At 63.1% G+C, this 18,028-nt stretch carries 19 protein-coding genes; 10 read left to right on the forward strand and 9 right to left on the reverse strand.

Annotated elements, in window-relative coordinates; genetic code table 11:
* Window positions 1–131 precede the first annotated feature (131 nt).
* From ATE62_RS00705 to copC, 8 genes are all read right to left on the reverse strand, one after another.
* Window positions 132–1,409 (reverse strand): hypothetical protein, encoded by a 1,278-nt coding sequence (locus ATE62_RS00705; RefSeq protein ID WP_037553287.1) that lies wholly within the window; start codon window positions 1,407–1,409, stop codon window positions 132–134.
* Between the two features lie 185 nt (window positions 1,410–1,594).
* On the reverse strand, window positions 1,595–2,188 hold the full coding sequence (locus ATE62_RS00710) for a c-type cytochrome (RefSeq protein WP_223181176.1): 594 nt from the start codon (window positions 2,186–2,188) through the stop codon (window positions 1,595–1,597).
* Window positions 2,189–2,452: 264 nt separating this feature from the next.
* Window positions 2,453–2,929 (reverse strand): YybH family protein, encoded by a 477-nt coding sequence (locus ATE62_RS00715; RefSeq protein WP_037553291.1) that lies wholly within the window; start codon window positions 2,927–2,929, stop codon window positions 2,453–2,455.
* A gap of 52 nt (window positions 2,930–2,981) precedes the next feature.
* A complete protein-coding gene (locus ATE62_RS00720; RefSeq protein ID WP_037553293.1) occupies window positions 2,982–5,303 on the reverse strand; it encodes a heavy metal translocating P-type ATPase in 2,322 nt (773 codons plus the stop codon).
* Between the two features lie 166 nt (window positions 5,304–5,469).
* Window positions 5,470–6,147, reverse strand: coding sequence for a class I SAM-dependent methyltransferase (locus tag ATE62_RS00725; RefSeq protein ID WP_003046415.1), 678 nt, complete (start codon window positions 6,145–6,147; stop codon window positions 5,470–5,472).
* Window positions 6,148–6,284: 137 nt separating this feature from the next.
* Window positions 6,285–6,974, reverse strand: a complete 690-nt coding sequence (locus ATE62_RS00730; protein ID WP_003046411.1) for a helix-turn-helix domain-containing protein — start codon at window positions 6,972–6,974, stop codon at window positions 6,285–6,287.
* A gap of 32 nt (window positions 6,975–7,006) precedes the next feature.
* Window positions 7,007–7,975, reverse strand: a complete 969-nt coding sequence (gene copD / locus ATE62_RS00735; protein WP_003046408.1) for a copper homeostasis membrane protein CopD — start codon at window positions 7,973–7,975, stop codon at window positions 7,007–7,009.
* 6 nt (window positions 7,976–7,981) lie between these two features.
* The gene (gene copC / locus ATE62_RS00740; RefSeq protein ID WP_011542702.1) at window positions 7,982–8,365 is read right to left on the reverse strand and encodes a copper homeostasis periplasmic binding protein CopC; all 384 of its coding nucleotides are present in this window, start codon (window positions 8,363–8,365) and stop codon (window positions 7,982–7,984) included.
* A gap of 143 nt (window positions 8,366–8,508) precedes the next feature.
* Here copC and ATE62_RS00745 point away from each other — a divergent pair, with 143 nt between their 5' ends.
* The 10 genes from ATE62_RS00745 to ATE62_RS00785 all read left to right on the forward strand — a co-directional run bounded on the left by ATE62_RS00745 (window position 8,509) and on the right by ATE62_RS00785 (window position 17,054).
* On the forward strand, window positions 8,509–8,775 hold the full coding sequence (locus tag ATE62_RS00745) for a hypothetical protein (RefSeq protein ID WP_003046403.1): 267 nt from the start codon (window positions 8,509–8,511) through the stop codon (window positions 8,773–8,775).
* A gap of 2 nt (window positions 8,776–8,777) precedes the next feature.
* The gene (locus tag ATE62_RS00750) at window positions 8,778–9,215 is read left to right on the forward strand and encodes a periplasmic heavy metal sensor (RefSeq protein WP_058806629.1); all 438 of its coding nucleotides are present in this window, start codon (window positions 8,778–8,780) and stop codon (window positions 9,213–9,215) included.
* A complete protein-coding gene (locus ATE62_RS00755; protein ID WP_003046398.1) occupies window positions 9,212–9,796 on the forward strand; it encodes an RNA polymerase sigma factor in 585 nt (194 codons plus the stop codon). The genes ATE62_RS00750 and ATE62_RS00755 overlap by 4 nt, the downstream gene beginning before the upstream one ends.
* Before the next feature lie 119 nt (window positions 9,797–9,915).
* The gene (locus ATE62_RS00760) at window positions 9,916–11,751 is read left to right on the forward strand and encodes a copper resistance system multicopper oxidase (RefSeq protein WP_374046507.1); all 1,836 of its coding nucleotides are present in this window, start codon (window positions 9,916–9,918) and stop codon (window positions 11,749–11,751) included.
* Window positions 11,748–12,959 (forward strand): copper resistance protein B, encoded by a 1,212-nt coding sequence (locus ATE62_RS00765; protein WP_003046391.1) that lies wholly within the window; start codon window positions 11,748–11,750, stop codon window positions 12,957–12,959. Before ATE62_RS00760 ends, ATE62_RS00765 begins: the two co-directional genes overlap by 4 nt.
* 92 nt (window positions 12,960–13,051) lie before the next feature.
* Complete coding sequence (locus ATE62_RS00770; protein ID WP_223181178.1) at window positions 13,052–13,441, forward strand: DUF305 domain-containing protein; 390 nt, start codon at window positions 13,052–13,054, stop codon at window positions 13,439–13,441.
* Window position 13,442: 1 nt separating this feature from the next.
* Window positions 13,443–13,967, forward strand: coding sequence for a DUF411 domain-containing protein (locus ATE62_RS00775; RefSeq protein ID WP_003046385.1), 525 nt, complete (start codon window positions 13,443–13,445; stop codon window positions 13,965–13,967).
* 26 nt (window positions 13,968–13,993) lie between these two features.
* Window positions 13,994–14,341, forward strand: a complete 348-nt coding sequence (locus ATE62_RS23100) for a hypothetical protein (RefSeq protein WP_003046382.1) — start codon at window positions 13,994–13,996, stop codon at window positions 14,339–14,341.
* A gap of 7 nt (window positions 14,342–14,348) precedes the next feature.
* Window positions 14,349–14,507 (forward strand): hypothetical protein, encoded by a 159-nt coding sequence (locus ATE62_RS00780; protein ID WP_231292907.1) that lies wholly within the window; start codon window positions 14,349–14,351, stop codon window positions 14,505–14,507.
* Between the two features lie 75 nt (window positions 14,508–14,582).
* Window positions 14,583–17,054, forward strand: coding sequence for a TonB-dependent receptor plug domain-containing protein (locus ATE62_RS00785; RefSeq protein ID WP_003046379.1), 2,472 nt, complete (start codon window positions 14,583–14,585; stop codon window positions 17,052–17,054).
* 36 nt (window positions 17,055–17,090) lie between these two features.
* On the opposite strand, the gene ATE62_RS00790 is transcribed toward ATE62_RS00785, so the two are convergent.
* Window positions 17,091–17,996, reverse strand: a complete 906-nt coding sequence (locus ATE62_RS00790; protein WP_003046376.1) for a LysR substrate-binding domain-containing protein — start codon at window positions 17,994–17,996, stop codon at window positions 17,091–17,093.
* Window positions 17,997–18,028 lie beyond the last annotated feature (32 nt).

Genomic DNA, 18,028 nt, shown 5'->3' on the forward strand with positions numbered 1-18,028 from the left:
CACGAACAGATACGGGCTAGTCCCATCCTGAACGTCGGTAGCGCGCGCGATTTCGATGCCCGGCTTTCCCTGTGACGCCGCGAGGATGCAAAGACCAACTGCTTTCGGAGGCCTACGCGTCGTCGGCTGCCTCACGGCAATGGATGGGAGATCGCCTTGATCGCCTTCAGGCCCGTACCGAAGCGGGCAATGGCGACCCTGTTCTGTTCGAGCTCGGCGTAGGGCAGGTAGGAAATGTCGAGATCACCGATCCGGCTGAAAGCCGGGCGTCGGAGCTGAGCGCGGACATCGGCTTCTCGCGCATCGGGTGCAACCAGGAAAAGTGGCGTCGACAAATGAAGATTCTCGCTGCTCAGCGCGAGATCAAGCATGCGGACAATTCCGGAATAAATGGATGTCGAATGCTCCACTTCGAATGCCGCCGCGACCGTAGCCGTCGATTGCTCGAGCCATAAGATGTCGATCAGTCTTATGGCATCGCTTCCTTGAGCGGTTGCGATGGCATGCGGCAAGCTATCGAGGCATCGAGACCCGAGCGGCACACCCTCATGAAGGCGCCCCCGGTCATTTGCCGCTACCCAGACGTCATATCCAAGTGCAAGCCCGAGGTCCCGAAGCCAGGATTGGACTTCGCTATGCGTCCGGTCGGTCTCTTTCTGATTTGCAAGCCCCTTATCGAACTTGTCGGACTGTGAGCGCGTTTCATTCAGCAAGGCCATCCAATCGCGCGCATTTTCGCTCGAACCGCTGAGCGGTGGGGCTGGAAACCGTCCCGATCCGATATCGAACAGCAGCCCTCCTATCGCCCCCAAATCGTTGGAAAGAAGATCCCGGTAGCGATCGTTGAGATCCAGAATGCCCGCGCGCATCGCGAGAAAATGCTCCCAACTGCCAAGCTTCACATTCGCACCCGTTAGCGCGTTGTAGCCCTTTACGATTGCCGTATTGAACGGAGGCACAAGAGTGGGATGCAGAAAATAGAGAATGTTGGCCACCGCAGGACCCAACCCCTTGATCTTCTGTCTATCGATTGCGAGGATCCCGGCGACGACCTCCTCGGCGGTATCGCAACAGGAGCAATGGTGAAGAAGTCTGCCAAAAGCTCGTTGATTGTCGGCGTTCTCGTAGATGTCCGGGATTCGGAGTTTGGGCTTCCACAAGAAAGCATGATCCGCACCTTTGAAAATCTGTCGTTGCTCGGCGATTGAATGAACAATGATCTCCAATGACGAGCCCCGATATGCCGCTCCGAAGGTGCCGGCCTCAATTTCGGCGACGACCTGCGAGATGCCTCTTCTGATCGACCGAAAATTCTTCAGTCGCTCCTCCCACAGGAACCAGCTTTGATAGGTCGAGCCGGAATCGCCGCGCCAGCGCTCGATCAGTTCGCGAACAAGGTCGCGCTTCATGTTTATAGCCCCCGCTTGATCCATTCCGAATTGCTGTTTTCCACCTGCGGCTTGCCGGCCAAGACAGTTCGCTCGATTCGGCCCTTAGCGAAAGGCGAAACCTTCCGTCCCACCGGCAAGGTGGGCGGGAATGGAAGGTCGAAACGAGCCCGTTCACGCCCGGCGCTGCATAATTGTCGACGACCTCAGTGCCCTGCGTGTTCGCCCGCTCCGCTTGGTTTCTGACTCGCGCCTTCCGCCTCTGTCATGCCCTTCATCATCGCGTCATGGTCCATTGGCGCATTCTGCGTAATAGCCTGATATTGTGCCGGCGACAGGCCAGGGAGTTTTCGGACAAACGCGACCATATCCCAGATGAGACGATCATCATGCGTTTTCCCCCAGGCCGGCATGGCGGTCATCTTGATGCCATGCTTGATGATCCAGAATTGCTCCGCAGCCGAACGTTCCGAACCTTTGAACAAGACGGGCGCTTGCGGATACAGCCCTTGACTCATTTCGGTCTTTTCCATCCCGGGCGCGAGATGGCAGCCGCTGCACATCTCGGTATAGAGACCTGCGCCCGACGCGATCCGCGCCGGAGCCGCCAAATCTGCCGGCACCGCGATCGATCCGGATCGCGCTGCGATGGACTTCTCCCTGAATGTTTCGATGACGCTGTAAGTCAGCCGGTTATGGGGGGCATCGGCCGCTATATTATATAGGCCGAGATAGACGGTGATCGCACCCGCGCCCGCTATCAGGGCCACCGCCAGCAGCGTGAACGTCACGCTCGGCATATGCTTTCGGAAATCGAAAGTTCGAAATCGCTCCATTATCTATCTCCCGCATAACAGGCCTTGAGCTTTGCAGCCGAACGCAATGCGGCGGCTGTTCAACAGATGATACGCACCCCAACAGCTTTGCCCTTGTCACAGACGAGGCAGGCGTTTCCGTACTTGCCGCGACGAGCCATTTCAGGGTGCCCACACCCGCTCGGGCTCATGCGTCCTGCTAGGTGTGGGTTCGGAGAGATCGTGAGGACTAGCCCCTTTTTTGCCCGCTCAGCTGCCACCCGCCGGTCGCACCTTCGGCTTGCGTGAGGAGCTGTGGAGATTGAAGATCTGCCACTTTCCGTTGTCCTGTTTGAGGACACTCGTAGCGACGCCATCCCGTTCGATGGTCTCGCCGCTCGCGAGCACAATCGAGAAGCTGTAGGTCTCGGTTGCGATCGCGATATTTCCTTCGCCGCGAACCGAAATCTTGTAATTGCGGAAGGTGAAGGATTTGAATTCCTTGAGTTCGGGACCCAGGTGATGGTCGCGATAGTGGGCGAAATTCCCTTCAACGCCGCCGGATTCGAATATCTGGGCGTCTGGCGAAAAGAGGGCCTCGACGCCGGTCAGGTCCAGTTTCTCCATCGCCGATTTATACTGCGCGAGCGCTGCCGCCGCGCCCTGAAAATCCGCAGGCTCGGTCGCCTGAGCCGGGACGGCCACCAGCATGGCCAATGCGATTGCTGTAATCGTCAGTCGTCTCATATCATTTCCCCTTGTTGTGCCGACACTTCACGAGTGCCTCCCGTGGTTTCGATCAGATTCTGGCAAAGCGCAGCCGCAAAGAATTGGCAATGACGCTGACGGACGAGAGTGCCATTGCAGCGGCGGCAATGACCGGCGAGAGCAATAGTCCGAAAATCGGATAGAGCACGCCCGCAGCGACGGGAATCCCGGCGACATTATAGGCGAAAGCGAAGAAGAGATTCTGACGGATGTTCGCCATCGTCGCATGGCTGAGATGCCGCGCCCGCACGATGCCCAGAAGGTCGCCGCGCAGTAGCGTCACACCCGCGCTTTCGATGGCGACATCGGTTCCCGAGCCCATCGCGATGCCGACGTCGGCGGCGGCGAGCGCGGGGGCGTCGTTGACCCCGTCGCCGGCCATGGCGACGATCCGGCCCTCTTCGCGCAGCCGCTGCACGACCGCGCTCTTCTGGTCGGGGAGGACATCGGCCTCGACGTCGTCGATGCCGAGGCGCCGCGCGATCGCCTCGGCGGTGACGCGATTGTCGCCGGTGAGCATGATGACCTTGATTCCGGCTTCGCGCAGCGCAGCGAGCGCGTCGCCCGTCGTTTCCTTGACGGGGTCGGCGATGGCGATGACCCCGGCCGCCTTGCCATTGACCGCGATGTAAATCGCCGTCGCGCCGTCTGTGCGAAGGCGGTCGGCTGCCTCGGTGAGCGCGCCCAGATCGACGTCATATTCTTCAAGAAAGCTCGCATTGCCGAGGACTATCGCCTTGTCGTCGACGACCCCGACGATACCCTTGCCGACCGGCTGGTCGACCCCCGATGGCTCGACCAGCGCGAGGCCCCGGTCCTCGGCGGCCTTGACGATCGCGGCCGCCAATGGATGTTCGCTGCTGCGCTCGAGGCTCGCGGCAATCCGGAGCAGATCCTGCTCCTCGAAGCCGCCGGCGACTTCGATGGCGACGACCGAGGGTCTGCCTTCGGTCAGCGTCCCGGTCTTATCGACGACGAGCGTGTCGACCTTCTCCATCCGCTCAAGCGCCTCGGCATTTTTGATCAGCACGCCGGCTTCGGCGCCGCGCCCCACGCCGACCATGATTGACATTGGCGTCGCGAGGCCGAGCGCGCAGGGACAGGCGATGATGAGCACCGAGACGGCGGCGATAAGGCCATAGGCCATGGCGGGCGCGGGCCCCAGAAGCGACCAAACAACGAAAGCGACAATGGCGACGACGATGACGCCGGGCACGAACCAGCCCGAAACGGTATCGGCGAGACGCTGGATCGGCGCCCGGCTGCGCTGCGCGTCGGCGACCATTTGTACGATCCGCGCGAGCATCGTGTCGCGCCCGACCTTCTCGCTGCGCATGAGCAGGCCGCCCGTCTGGTTGATCGTTCCGCCGATCAGCGCCGCGCCGGCCGCCTTGGTCACCGGCATCGATTCGCCCGTGACCATCGATTCGTCGACCGTGCCGCGGCCTTCTACGACGATGCCATCGACGGGGACTTTTTCGCCCGGACGGATGCGCAGCATGTCGCCGACCGCGACTTCCTCGAGCGCTACCTCCTCGTCGCTTCCATCGCTGCGGACGCGCCGGGCGAGCTTCGGTGTCAGGTCAAGGAGCGCGCGGATCGCGCCGCTCGTCGTCTCGCGGGCCCTGAGTTCGAGCACCTGCCCGAGTAGCACCAGCACCGTGATGACCGCGGCGGCCTCGAAATAGACCGCGACCGAGCCATCGGCGGCGCGGAAGGCTGCCGGGAAGATTTGCGGGAGAATCGCCGCGATCATGCTGTAGCCCCAGGCAACGCCCGTCCCCATCGCAATGAGGGTGAACATGTTGAGGCTCTTGTTGCGGATCGAGAGCCAGGCGCGCTCGAAGAAGGGCCAGCCCGCCCATAGAACGACGGGGGTCGCGAGCAGCATCTGGACCCAGTTGTTCGTCTGGCGGCCGACATATTGGTGGAGGCCTGTCAGATGGCCGCCCATTTCGAGCGCAACCACCGGGAGTGCGAGAAGGAGCCCGATCCAGAAGCGCCGCCGCATATCGCGATATTCTTCGCTGGGGCCGCCCGATGCTGTCGGCATGACGGGCTCGAGTGCCATGCCGCAGATCGGGCAGCTTCCGGGGCCGGCGCGCTGGATCTCGGGATGCATCGGGCAGGTCCAGATGGCGCCTTCGGGTGCATCGGCTGCGGCCGGCTCGCGTTTTGCGGCATAAAGATCGGGATCGGCCTCGAATTTGGCGAGGCAGCCTGCGCTGCAGAAATAGTGATGCTTGCCGCTATGCGTCGCGATATGAGGTGTGGTGGCCGGATCGACCATCATGCCGCAGACCGGATCAGTCGTGCTCCCGCTGCCTTTTTCTGCGCCCTGATGATCGTGCATCGCCGCCGCTCCCGTATGTGTCGGATGCCCGCCTCGCGGCGGGGCGGTCCAAACGCCACCGGTCGAGTTCGCCGTTGGCGTCGTTCCTGGCGGTTCCAGAATGGAGCCGCTTCTATCGATACGCAAGAAGAGCGGTTATCCCTTGGATTTTCTTTGCCCCGTGCCGTCAGGTCCCGGGCTTTCGGGCCTCGATGATCCCGATCGCACCGGTTGGCGTGCGGAACGTCTCAAGCTCGCGAACATCGCAAAAGCCTGCCTCTCTCATCAGCACCGGGAGCAATCCATCGGCGTTGGGCTGGGTGTCCTGGACGCCGTCGAGCTGCTGGATCGTGAGGCGGAACAACAACCGCATGAGGCGGCTGCGCTGTTCCCCATAGTCGGCAACATAGAGTTTGCCGCCCGGCGCGAGCACCTGCCGGGCCTCGCGTAGCAGACGTGCCTTTTCCTCAAGCCCGACCTGATGAAGGACGAGGCAGATCGCAATCTTGGCAGGCGGGGGCCAGTCATCGATCGCCGAAGCCGCGAAAAAGCCAACTCGAAACTCCGGCGGTGGAACAATCTGCGCGGTCTTCGTTCGGGCAATTCGCGTCGCTGCCTCGTCGGGGTCGAAACCAAGATAGCGGACGTCCCGGCTATGGCGAGCGATCGCCAGCGCAAGATTTCCCGTACCCGAGCCGATATCGAGAATGACGTCACCCTCGCCGAGCGCCATATGGCGAACGAGACGGTCGCGCCACACGCGCTCGCGCGTTGTCACCGCGACGCCGAAATCATAAAAGGGCGTCAGGAAGTGATATCCTGCCGCTGGCGTGTAGGATCTTGCTACGGGTTTCGGGTCGGGCATGGCCGTCTCCTTTCGACGCTTTGGCTTGCCGCCGGATTGCGGCCGCAATCGCCGGTCTCGACGAGACGCTTAAGGGCAAACAGGCGCGGCAGTCTTGAATGTTTCGCCGGGGCGACGCGGTGCGAGGCGCATCCGGCTCAGGGCACGATTTCGAACGCGAAGGCACTAAGGCCGGCCGAAGGCGTCACGCCTAGCCATTGAGCGCAGCGGCGCGTGAAGTGCGACTGATCGGCGAAGCCTCCCGCCGCCGCGGCGTCGGCAAGACCTCCGCCGCCGACCAGCGTCCGCACGGCGCGTTGAAGCTGGAGCCATTGCAGCAATTTGGCCGGAGGCACGCCGAAGTCGCGGCTGACGATTTCGCGGAGGCGCGAGGGCGAAAGGCAGGCGACGTCGGCCAAGGCGCGCGCGGTCGACAAATCGTCAGGGGCCGCGAGCACTTCGGACAGGCGGGCATCCACCGGACGCGCCTGCGAGCGGTCGAGATAGTCGGACGCCCAGCGCTTCGCGTCCGCGCCGCTTGCGATGTCACCTAGTCCGGCTGTCTCTATCGGCGTCAACAGGACAGGCGCCGATCCGGCGGACAGCCGGGTGCCGGCACGAAAAAGCGGGTCGAGATAAAATGACCGCACGAGGGCGCCCGGCGGCCCGAGGCGGTGCCGGACATGCGACGCTATCGCAATGGCGTGTCCGGCGGGAACTATCAGGTCGGCATCACCGGAAATTTCGAGGTCGCGTTCGATGGCGAGGCTGATCTGGTGCGCCACATGGTTATGGGGACGGCTGCTCCCGATGCGCGCGTCAATGAGCGCCCAGCCGGTCCCGAGCATGATCGAACCCGACCAAGAGGCGGTGCTTGGGGTCAAACCGGATCGGCGGTGACGAAGGGTTCGAGCGTACCGAACCAGGCAACCAGCGCGAGTATGGCGAGCGCGGCCGACGCTTCGATGATGAGGCTTCTGCGCATGGCTGCAATCGCGAGGTCGGGGTCGGCGTCGACATTGTCGGTATCGGTCCCCGGGACGGCGGCCGCGAGCGCCGGGGTCAGCCGCCAGCGGTTCGCCGCCGCGAGCGCCAGCATCAGTCCGAACAGCGCAAGCTTGGCGAGAAGCAATTGTCCATAGGGCGAGCCGAGGGAACGGCCGAGATTCTCGGCGCCGACGATCATCTGGCTGTTGACGAGGCCGGTGGCGGCGATGACGAGGACGCAGATCGTACCGACGCGCGAGAATTGATCGAGGCTCCGCGCCGCAATTTGGAGTCCGCCCGGCCATTCGCGGACACGACGTGGTGAGATCAGGATCAGGAAGGCGCCGATCGCGCCGATCCAGACCGCCGCTGCAATCAGGTGCAAGATGTCGCTGATCCGGTGCACGGTGCCTGCGGCGCCTTCGGTCGCGCCGGCGTGGCCGGACCAGACCAGACTCGCGACGGCCACCGAGCCCGCGGCCGCGAGTACGGCGGCCGAAGTTGTCGGCCAGCGGACCATCCAGATCGCGACTCCCAGCGCGAGCAGCAGCGCTGCGCTCCGGTAGACCCAGGCTGTGCCGACCTCGGTCTCGCGAACAAGGTCCCAAAAAGGCTGGAGTTCCAGGGAGAGGAGCCCCACACCCTGCATCGAAGCCGCGAGCACGCCCATCCCCAAGATGGAGAGAAGCAGTCCGGCGGCGCAGAGCCATCGCTCTGCGCGCCAGATCGAGGCCATCATCGACTGCGGCGCAAGGCGTTCGCTCCGTGTCAGCGCAAAAAGCGGGAACGCAGCAAGGCCGGCGATGAGCATCAGGTCCGCATAAAGTGCGAACCTGATGCCGATCAGAACGGGGTCCCCCACCGTCTTTTACTTTACGGTGAAGCTGAATTCGCTGCCCATGCGGTGGGTATCAGCGCCCGCCGCCGACCATGTGACCTTGTAGGTTCCGGCTGTCAGCGGCCGCTTGAGCATCAGCATCGCCGACTTGCCCTCTTTGCCCATCATCGACGAGTAAGGCACCTTCATCGGGGCATGATTGGCCATGCCGGGCATGCCGGTCATGACCAGCTCGGTCTTGAGGGTCGAGGCGACGATCTTTTCGTTGAACTGAAGATTGACCGACGTGACCTTCGAAACGGTCGAATTGGCGGCGGGCGTCGAGCTGACGAGCTTGGTGTGCGCGCTTGCCGTGGCCGGCATGAGAAGCAGAGCGAAAGCCGCCGCTGCAGAGGGGAGAAGAGACTTGAACATGAACACCTCCAAATGCGTGTCTGTCCTGCTAATACGCAGGATATCGGCATGGCCCTCAAATATTCCGGAATAATATTCTGGTGTGAGGGGTGAGGCGCTTCGGCGCGTATGTACAATGATGGAAAGGTTTGAAGAGACGATCGATGGATAAGGAGCTTCGCATTTTGAACAGGATCGATCTGCCCGCAGCGCTCGATGCGCTCGATGATCGCATCATGGGCGCATTGGCGATCCGCCGGCGCGAAGCGGTAGCGATGCGCCGCCTGATGGCGCTCGCGGCCTTTGTCTCGCTCGGCGGCGGTGTCTTTGCGGGGAGTGCGATTTCCCAGCCGGCGGTCGCGGCAAGCCCCCTGACCCCATTCGGCCCGCCTAGCGCATTGGTGCCTTCCACCTTGCTGGATGTACAGTAGCGATGCCGTCGCGCCGTCTTCTTCTCTTGGGGCTCATTGCCTTCGCCGCGGCGATTGCCGGCGTGTTCATCGGCCGTCTGGTAGCCGATGCGCCCAAAGCCAGCGAAACCGAACTTCATGCGCTTCTCCACGGCCAACTCGACCTGACCCCGGAGCAGGAAACGAAACTCGAGCGGATCGAAGCCGACTTCGCCGGTCGCCGCCAGGCGCTCGAACTCGAGATGCGCGCCGCCAATGTCCGGCTCGCGCAGGCGATCGAAGCCGAGCATGGCTATGGACCGCGCGTCACCGAGGCGATCGACGAGACGCATGAGGTGATGGGGACATTGCAGAAGGAAACGCTCCAGCATCTCTTCGCGATGCGCGGGGTTCTCAACCCCGATCAAGCGGAAATGTTCGACAAAAGCGTGGTCAAGGCGCTGACCGCCGATGCGCGGTGAGCGCCGACCTATCGCAATGTAGCGACCAGGATCTGGCGGCCTTTGCGCGCGCGCACCGCGAAGACGCCTATCGCGAGTTGCTGCGCCGTTACAAAACGGGCGTCTACCGGCTCATCGTAAAGCAGATCGGCGATGCCGACGAGGCGATGGATTTGACGCAGGAGACGTTCGTCTCCGGCTTTTCGGCGCTCGATCGCTATGATGGCGAACGCCCCTTCCGCACATGGATCGCCCGTATCGCGCTCAACAAATGTCGCGACTGGGCACGACGGCGAAAGGTGCGCGCCTTTTTCTCCCGCGCGCTCCCGCTCGAAAATGCGCATCACGTAGCAAGCGATGGTCCTGGGCCCGATTCCGCGGCGACCGACAGGCGAGAGCTCGCCAGGGTTCGCGGGGCGATCGATCAGCTGCCGCAGAATTTGCGCGAAGTGTTGCTCCTCCGCGGTGTCGACGAGGTCAGCCAGGCCGAAACAGCGGTCATTTTGCGGGTCAGCGAGAAAACAGTCGAAACGCGCCTCTATCGAGCGCGGACCAGGCTCCGGGAATTGCTCGCGGGAACATCTGCGAGCGCCGAGGGTTGAGGGTTCGACCGCTCGTTCAGGCGGCATCTCCTCATCGTCCGGCATTTTTATTGAGGGGCAGGCGTGCCGCCTGCGTATAGCTTTAGGAACAGTCAGTAACGGTCGGAAAGAATATGCAGATGGAAAGGCGTCGGTTCGTCAGTGGAGCTTTGGGTGGAGGGGCTGCTGCGGCGATGGCCGCATGGTTCCCGGCCTGGGCCCAGCCGGTGTCGTCCGGCATCACCGCGCCGCTTCCGACCGTATCCGGCAATGACATAACGCTGCGCATCGCGCGCCAGACGATGCGCATCGACGGCAAGGTCAGTCGCGCGATCGGGATCAACGGCACCGTGCCCGCGCCGCTCGTCCGGCTGAAGGAGGGACAAAACGCGCGCCTCACCGTCGTCAACGATCTCGACGAGGACAGCTCGATTCACTGGCACGGCCTGATCCTGCCGTTCCAGATGGACGGCGTGCCCGGCGTCAGCTTCCCCGGGATCAAGCCGCGCTCGAAGTTTGTCTATGAATTCCCGGTCGTTCAATCGGGGACCTATTGGTATCACAGCCATTCGGGGCTTCAGGAACAGCTCGGCCATTATGGCCCGATCGTCATCGATCCCGCGGGCGCCGACCCGATCGGCTACGACCGCGAGCATGTCGTCGTCCTGTCCGACCACAGTCAATTGTCGCCCGAGGCGATCTTCCGCAAGCTCAAGGTCAATCCCGGCCATTTCAACATGCAGCGCCAGACGCTGGCGGGCCTGCTTGCCGGCAAGGATCAACCGCTCAAGGAGCGGATCGATTGGGGCAAGATGCGGATGGACCCGACCGACGTCGCCGACGTCAATGGTTCGACCTACACCTTCCTCGTCAACGGCCATGGTCCGCGCGACAACTGGACCGCGCTCTTCAGCCCCGGCGAGCGGGTACGCCTGCGCATCGTCAATGCGTCGGCGATGACGATCTTCAACGTCCGTATCCCGGGCCTCAGGATGACCGTCGTCCAGGCTGATGGGCTCAATGTCGTGCCGACCGAAATCGACGAGTTCCAGATCGCGGTCGCCGAAACCTATGACGTCATCGTGACCCCGGTCGAGGACCGTGCTTATACGCTCGTTGCCGAGGCCAATGACCGCTCGGGCATGGGACGCGCGACGCTCGCACCGCGCGCTGGCATGGTCGCCGAGGTGCCGCCGCTCCGCGAACGGCCGCTCGCGACCATGAAGGACATGGGCATGGGCGACATGTCGGGCGGCGCGATGGCGGGTATGGACCATTCGGGCGGCGATATGGGCGCCATGCCCATGCCGGCGAGCGACCCTTCTTGTCCTCCCGAACATGCCAAGATGGGCCATTGTACGCCAGCGGGGGAAAGCGGCGCGATGGCGGGCATGGATCATGGATCTGGCGGAGGCATGCAGCACAGCATGCGCGACTTCAGTGTCGCGCCGCAGGTCAAGCGCGATCCCAGCGTTCAGACGATCTCGCCGATGCCGATGGATCGCATGGGCGAGCCGGGGCAGGGACTGGAGAATGTCGGGCACAAGGTGCTGACCTACCATGACCTTGTCGCGCTCGAGCGCAACCCCGATACCCGCGCCGCCTCGCGCTCGCTCGACATCCATCTGACCGGCAATATGGAACGCTTCATGTGGTCGTTCGACGGCATCAAGATGTCCGACTATCACGAGCCCATCCCCTTCATCGAGGGAGAGCGCGTGCGGATCAACCTCATCAACGATTCGATGATGAGCCACCCCATCCACCTCCACGGCCATTTTTTCGAACTGGTGACGGGCAAGGGCGACCGGTCGCCGCGCAAGCATACGGTGCTTGTCCAGCCGGGCGGCATCGCGAGCTTCGATTTCACCGCCGACGCGCTCGGCGACTGGGCGTTCCATTGCCACCTTCTCTATCACATGCACGCGGGGATGATGCGCGTCGTCAGCGTCCGTCCGAAGGGAGACGGCGAATGACCCGGGTCGCGCTTCTCCTCGCGGGTATCGCCCCGCTGGCCTTTGCTGTGCCCGCCGCGGCGCAGTCGATGGATCATTCGATGCATGGTGCGGCGCCCGCGCCGACACCCGCTCCCTCGCCAACGCCAGCACCCGTAGCGCAGTCCGCGCCCGAAGCGCCCGCCGAAGGGTCGATGGAGCAGATGGACCATGGGAACATGCAGGGCATGGACATGGAACCCGAGGCTTCAAGCTGCCCGCCCGAACATGCGGCGATGGGTCATTGTACGCCTGAGGCGGAAGCTCCAGGCAAGGGCGCTTCGGACATGGGTGCGATGGATCATGGCGCACCGCAGCCGTCCGATCCCGATTGCCCGCCCGAACATGCCAAAATGGGCCATTGCACCCCGAAGGGCGGATCTGCGGACGCGATGGCGGGAATGGAAGGCATGGCGACCACGAGCAGCGCTAGCGGCACCGATTTGCCGCCGGGCGATGCTACCGCGCCTGCGCCTCCCGGCGACTGGTATGCCGATCGCATTTATCCCCAAGCCGAAATGGAGCATTCGCGCCACGACATGATGAAAGAGAATGGTGCGCAGACCATCGCTTTCATCAGCTTCAACCTTGCCGAATATCAGGCGCGCAAGGGCCGCGACGGGTTCCGCTGGGACGGTGAGGCTTGGTACGGCGGCGACATTAACCGGCTGACGATCAAGAGCGAAGGCGAGGGCGTGTTCGGCGAAGGCATCGAGAGCGCCGAGGTACAGGCGCTCTACAGCCGGGCGATCGGACCCTATTTCAACGCGCAGGCGGGTATCAGGCAGGATCTTGGGCCCGGCCCCGACCGCACCTATGCGACGATCGGCTTCGAGGGGCTCGCCCCCTATTGGTTCGAAGTCGAGGGCGCGCTGTTTCTTTCGAACAAGGGTGATCTGCTCGCCCGGCTCGAAGGCTATTACGACCAGCGCATCACCCAGAAACTGATCCTCCAGCCGATGGCGGAGGTCAATTTTGCGCTCCAGGATGTCCCCGAGACCGGCGTTGGTTCGGGGCTTTCGGATTTCGAGCTCGGGCTTCGCCTGCGTTACGAGGTCGTGAAGGAATTCGCGCCTTATGTCGGCGTCGAATGGGCGCGCAAGGTCGGCGATACCGCGCGTTTTGCCCGCGCCGCGGGCGAGGATGCGAGCGGCGTCAGCTTCGTGATGGGGGTGCGGGCCTGGTTCTAGAAGTTTCGCGGGGTGGCGACACGTCGAGGAGAAATGCCGTGAAACCAGCCTATCGCAGCCTCGCGCTGCAGACGATCGTCAGCGGCGTCATCATGTATCTGGTGATGTTCGTCATGATCGACCGCCTCTCGAGCTTCTACAATAATCTCAACATGCTCTACATGACGCTGATGATGGTCTCGCCGATGGTCGTGCTGATGATCGTCGCAATGCCGGGCATGTTCCCGTCGAAACGTCTCAATACGTTCCTGCTGCTGGGATCGGCAGTTGCCTTCTTCGGGAGCTTCGGGCTCATCCGGACACAGACGACGATCGGCGACACGGCCTTCTTGCGTTCGATGATCCCGCATCACTCGGGCGCGATCCTCATGTGTGAACAGGCTTCTCTCAAAGATGCCGAGATACGCGAACTCTGCCGCGGCATCATCGCGGGGCAGGCGGCCGAAATCGAACAGATGAAATCCATTCTCGCGAGGAAATGACATGAAAAATCTGATGACGCGCCGTCATCTTTTCGGCCTGATTGCGGTCGGATCGGGGATGGCGCTTGCGGCATGCAATTCTGCCTCGGGCCCGGCGGCGACCAGCGATAAGAATGGCGCGGCGCCCGCGCCGGGCGCCGAGACGTCCAGCCCCAAGCGAATGCTCGTTTATCGCGATCCCGAATGCGGCTGCTGCGAAGCTTGGGCGGATATCGCACGCAAGGCCGGTTATGATGTGACTGTCGAGAACCGCGCTGACATGGCCGCCGTAAAGACGCGATATGGTGTGCCTGGCCAGCTGGCGTCGTGCCACACGGCCGTGATCGGCGGCTATGCGATCGAGGGTCATGTGCCGATGCGGCATGTTGCGAGACTCCTCCACGACAAGCCACGCGACATTCGCGGAATCGCCGTGCCCGGCATGCCGCGCGGTTCTCCGGGAATGGAAATGCCGGACGGAAGCGCGGACGCATTCGAAGTGATGGCATTCGGCAGCGACGGCAAGGTTTCTGAATTCCGCGCATGACCTGCCGACACGAAGAGGAGACAGATATGACGAGATTCATTCCCCTAGCGAGCGCCGCCGCGCTGATATTTGCTCTGGCAGGATGCGGCACTGAGCCCGCGCAGCAGAGCGACGTCACACCGGAACAGAGTGAGGTCACTGCCGGTGAGCCGCCCGCAATGGTCGAGACCATGCCCGTAGCGGACGAGCCGCCCGCCGCGTCTGCCCCGGCGGCGCCGACCGAAGAAGCGATGCCTCCGGAGAAATCCCGCCCCAAGCAAGAACCCGCCGCGAAGGCCGCTGTGCCGCCGCGGGCAAAGGCCGCGCCGGAAGCGCCGAAACCTGTCGAACCCGAACCCGATCCTCATGCCGGGCACGATATGGACAAAAAATAAGGAGCATGTGCCGACGCGGCATGTCGCCCGGGCGGTCGAGGACAAGCTGCGCGAAGTGTCCGGCATCGCCGCGCCCGGCATGCCGCGCGGTCGGGCGCTGCTCGATGCCGCAGCGAGAGATATAACCATATGGAATAACCATCTCGTTTATAGCGATGAGTGGTGATTATTTCTGGTCATGCCAAGGCCGCGAAGATAGCTCGGTGGCGAAGCCGAGAGCTTTCGCAAATGGGAGGGGACCATGAGAAAATTGCTTCGCACGAGTGGCTCGATTATCGCCGTCCTGGCAGGCATGTCGGCCGCCGCCGCCTTCGCGCAGGATAACGCCAAAGAGGCGCCGGGGCCAGGCGCGTCGCAGGGCGAAATCGTCGTGACGGGTACGCGGCGGAACGATCTCAAGGCGGCCGATTCCGCTCAGCCGATCGACATCATCACCGGTGCCGAACTGCTCGAAAAGGGCACGGCCGACATGAATGATCTCCTGCGCACCGAGGTCCCGTCGCTCAATGTCCAGCGCCTCGTCAGCAACGACGGCGCCGTTTTTACCCGGCCTTTCTCGCTGCGCGGCCTGCCGCCGGACCAGACGCTGGTGCTCGTGAATGGCAAGCGGCGCCATCGCGGCGCGACGGTCCAGTTCACCAATGTTCCCTATATCCGGGGATCGCAGGGACCCGATCTTTCGGCGATCCCGTCGATCGCGATCGGCCAGCTCGAGGTTCTGCGTGACGGCGCGTCGGCGCTCTATGGATCGGATGCGATCGCCGGCGTCCTCAATTTCGGTCTGCGCCGCGACCGCGAAGGCGGATTGCTGATCGCCCGCTATGGCCAATTCTATAAGGGCGACGGCGAGGATTTCCTCGTCCAGGGCAATGTCGGGCTTCCCTTCACCGACGCCGGTTTCGTCAACATCAGCGGCGAATATGTGAACGCCAGCACGACGTCGCGCGGCATTCAGCGTCCCGACGCGCAGGCGCTCATCGATGCCGGCGTTCAGGATGTCCCGGTCCCGGCGCAGCGCTGGGGAAATCCCGAATCCGAGGCGGCGCGCATCTTCGTCAATGCCGGCATCGAACTGTCGGACGAGATGGAATTCTACACCTTCGGCAACTATAGCTGGAGCCGCGGCACGACGGCCTTCTTTTACCGCAACCCCGATGCCAGCTTCATTTCCACCTCGATTCCGCTCACCAATACGCCCGGAGGACAGCGGTTCAGCTTCCGCCAGCTCTTTCCCGGCGGTTTCACCCCGGATTTCGGTGCCACGGTGACCGATGCGGCGCTGGCGGCCGGCCTCAAGGGCGAATTCTCCTCGGGCCTGACCTATGACCTCAGCGCTTCCTATGGTCAGAACCATGCTTCCTACCGGATCGAAAATACGGTCAATCCGTCGCTTGGCCTCGCGTCGCCGACCTCCTTCAAGCCGGGGCAGCTCGAGCAGCGCGAACTCGCTTTCAATCTCGATCTCACTTACCCCATCGCGATCGGCACCTCCGATCCGCTGACGCTTGCAGGCGGTCTCGAGTATCGGCGCGAGACATATGAGATCACGGCCGGCGACATCGCATCATGGCAGGTTGGTCCTTTCGCGTCGGTCATCGATCCCGATACCGGAAACCGCGTCGGACTGCCGGTCGGCTCGAACGGCTTCCCGGGCTTCAGTCCCATCCAGGCGGGCGAGTTCGCGCGCAGCAACTGGGCCGCCTATACGTCGCTCGAAGGCAATCTCACCGACGCGCTCCAGTTCGGCCTTGCCGGCCGCTACGAGAATTACTCGGACTTCGGCTCGAAATTCACCTGGAAGATCAACGGGCGATATGATTTCTCGGACGTCTTCGCGGTGCGCGGATCGGTCAACACCGGCTTTCGGGCGCCGACGCCGGGCCAGTCGAACGCCTCGCAGGTCCAGACCAACATCGACTCGATAACCGGGGCGCCGCTGACCGCAGGCATTATCGCGCCCAACAATCCGGTGGCGCAATTCTTCGGCGCGACGCCGCTTCGGCCCGAGAATTCGTTCAACGTCGCCGGCGGCATCGTGGTGAAGCCCTCCAATCGCATCACCTTCACGCTCGACTATTTCAACATCAAGGTCGAAGACCGGATCGCCGTATCGGGCAATTTCAATCTCACCCCGGCGCAGCGTGCGCAGCTCGCGGCGCTTGGCATTCCCGGTGGGGATTCCTTCCAGCAGGTGAGCTTCTTCACCAATTCCTTCGACAGCCGCACCCAGGGCGTCGATGCGGTGCTCACCGTGGGCTTCGACCTCGGCGACGGCAAGGCCACGCTCGGCCTCAACGGCAACTATACCAAAACCGATGTCATCAAGGCCTCGCCGGTGATCACTGCGGACCGCGAGCGGCTGCTCGAACTCGAGGGCTTCGTTCCGAAGTGGAAGGGCAATGCGTCCTTCACTTATGCGGGCGAGCGCTTCGGCTTCGTCGCGCGCGCGAACTATTATGGCAAATGGACCGACTATGGCGCCGCACCGGCTGCCGACCAGACGGGCGGCGCCGAACTGCTGGTCGATCTCGAGCTGTCCTACAAGGTTAGCGACATGCTCAAGCTCGCGGTCGGCGGCGAGAATATCTTCGACAATTACCCCGACGTCGAGGCGCGGCAATCCCAGATCAACAACGGGATCCGATATCTCCGCTTCGCGCCGACGGGGTTCAACGGGGGCTTCTGGTACGTCCGCGCGACCGCCTCCTTCTGATCGGTGGCCGTGAGGGCCGTGCGGCGTCTTGTGTCTTCAGCTGGCGTCGGAGCCGAACATCGCGTCGCGGTGGGATTCGAGCACCGCGATAAAGGCCGCAGCGACTTGGGACATCGGCCTCAACTTCGGCGTGAAGAGCATATATTCGAAATGGACCTCCGGCGCGAAATCACGGACCGTAAGGCCCCGCTCGGCATAATCCGCTGCGGTCACGGGGTTGAGAATCGAACATCCGACCCCCTGCATGACAAGCGCGCAGATGGTCATCGCATATTGGGTTTCGATGACCATCTCGCGGTGGACGCCCGCGTCCTCGAAAATGCGGTCGATGCGGTGACGCACGCCGTCCTCGAGCGCGAGCGAAATGAAGGGCTCGCCCTCGAGATCGGCCGGCCGGATGACGTCCTTGACGGCCAAGCGGTGGCCGGCAGGGAGAACGCAGGCGCCGGGGCAGCGCAGGAAGCGCTCCATCCTTATGCCGGGCAATTCGCGCGCCGGCGTCGCGAGCCCGATGTCGAACTGCTGGTTCGCCATCCATTGCCGCACCGTCGAGGAACTGCGGGTCTGGAGCTGAACGGTGACGCCGGGATGTGTCTCGCGAAAGGCCGCGATCACACGCGGCAGGAAACTGACCGCGAGCGCCGGAAGGGCGGCGATCCGGAGCGTGCCGGTCGCCATGTTGCGGATGTCTTCCGCTACCCGCTTCAGGGCCGCAATGCCCGAGAAGCTCCGCTCGACTTCGTAGAAAAAGGCGTCGGCTTCGGGCGTCACGGTGAGCGCGCTGCCGCGCGAACGCAGGAAGAGCTGAAAGCCCAGCTGATGCTCGAGCTCGGCAAGCATCTTGCTCACCGCGGGTTGCGACAGGTTGAGCGACTGCGCGGCCTGGGTGACCGATCCCGAGAGCATCACGGCCCTGAAGGCTTCGAGGTGACGCAGGTTCATCGGACATCGCTCCCTATAGCTATTTCTTATGG

The organism is Sphingopyxis sp. HIX, from assembly GCF_001468285.1.
GTDB lineage: Bacteria > Pseudomonadota > Alphaproteobacteria > Sphingomonadales > Sphingomonadaceae > Sphingopyxis.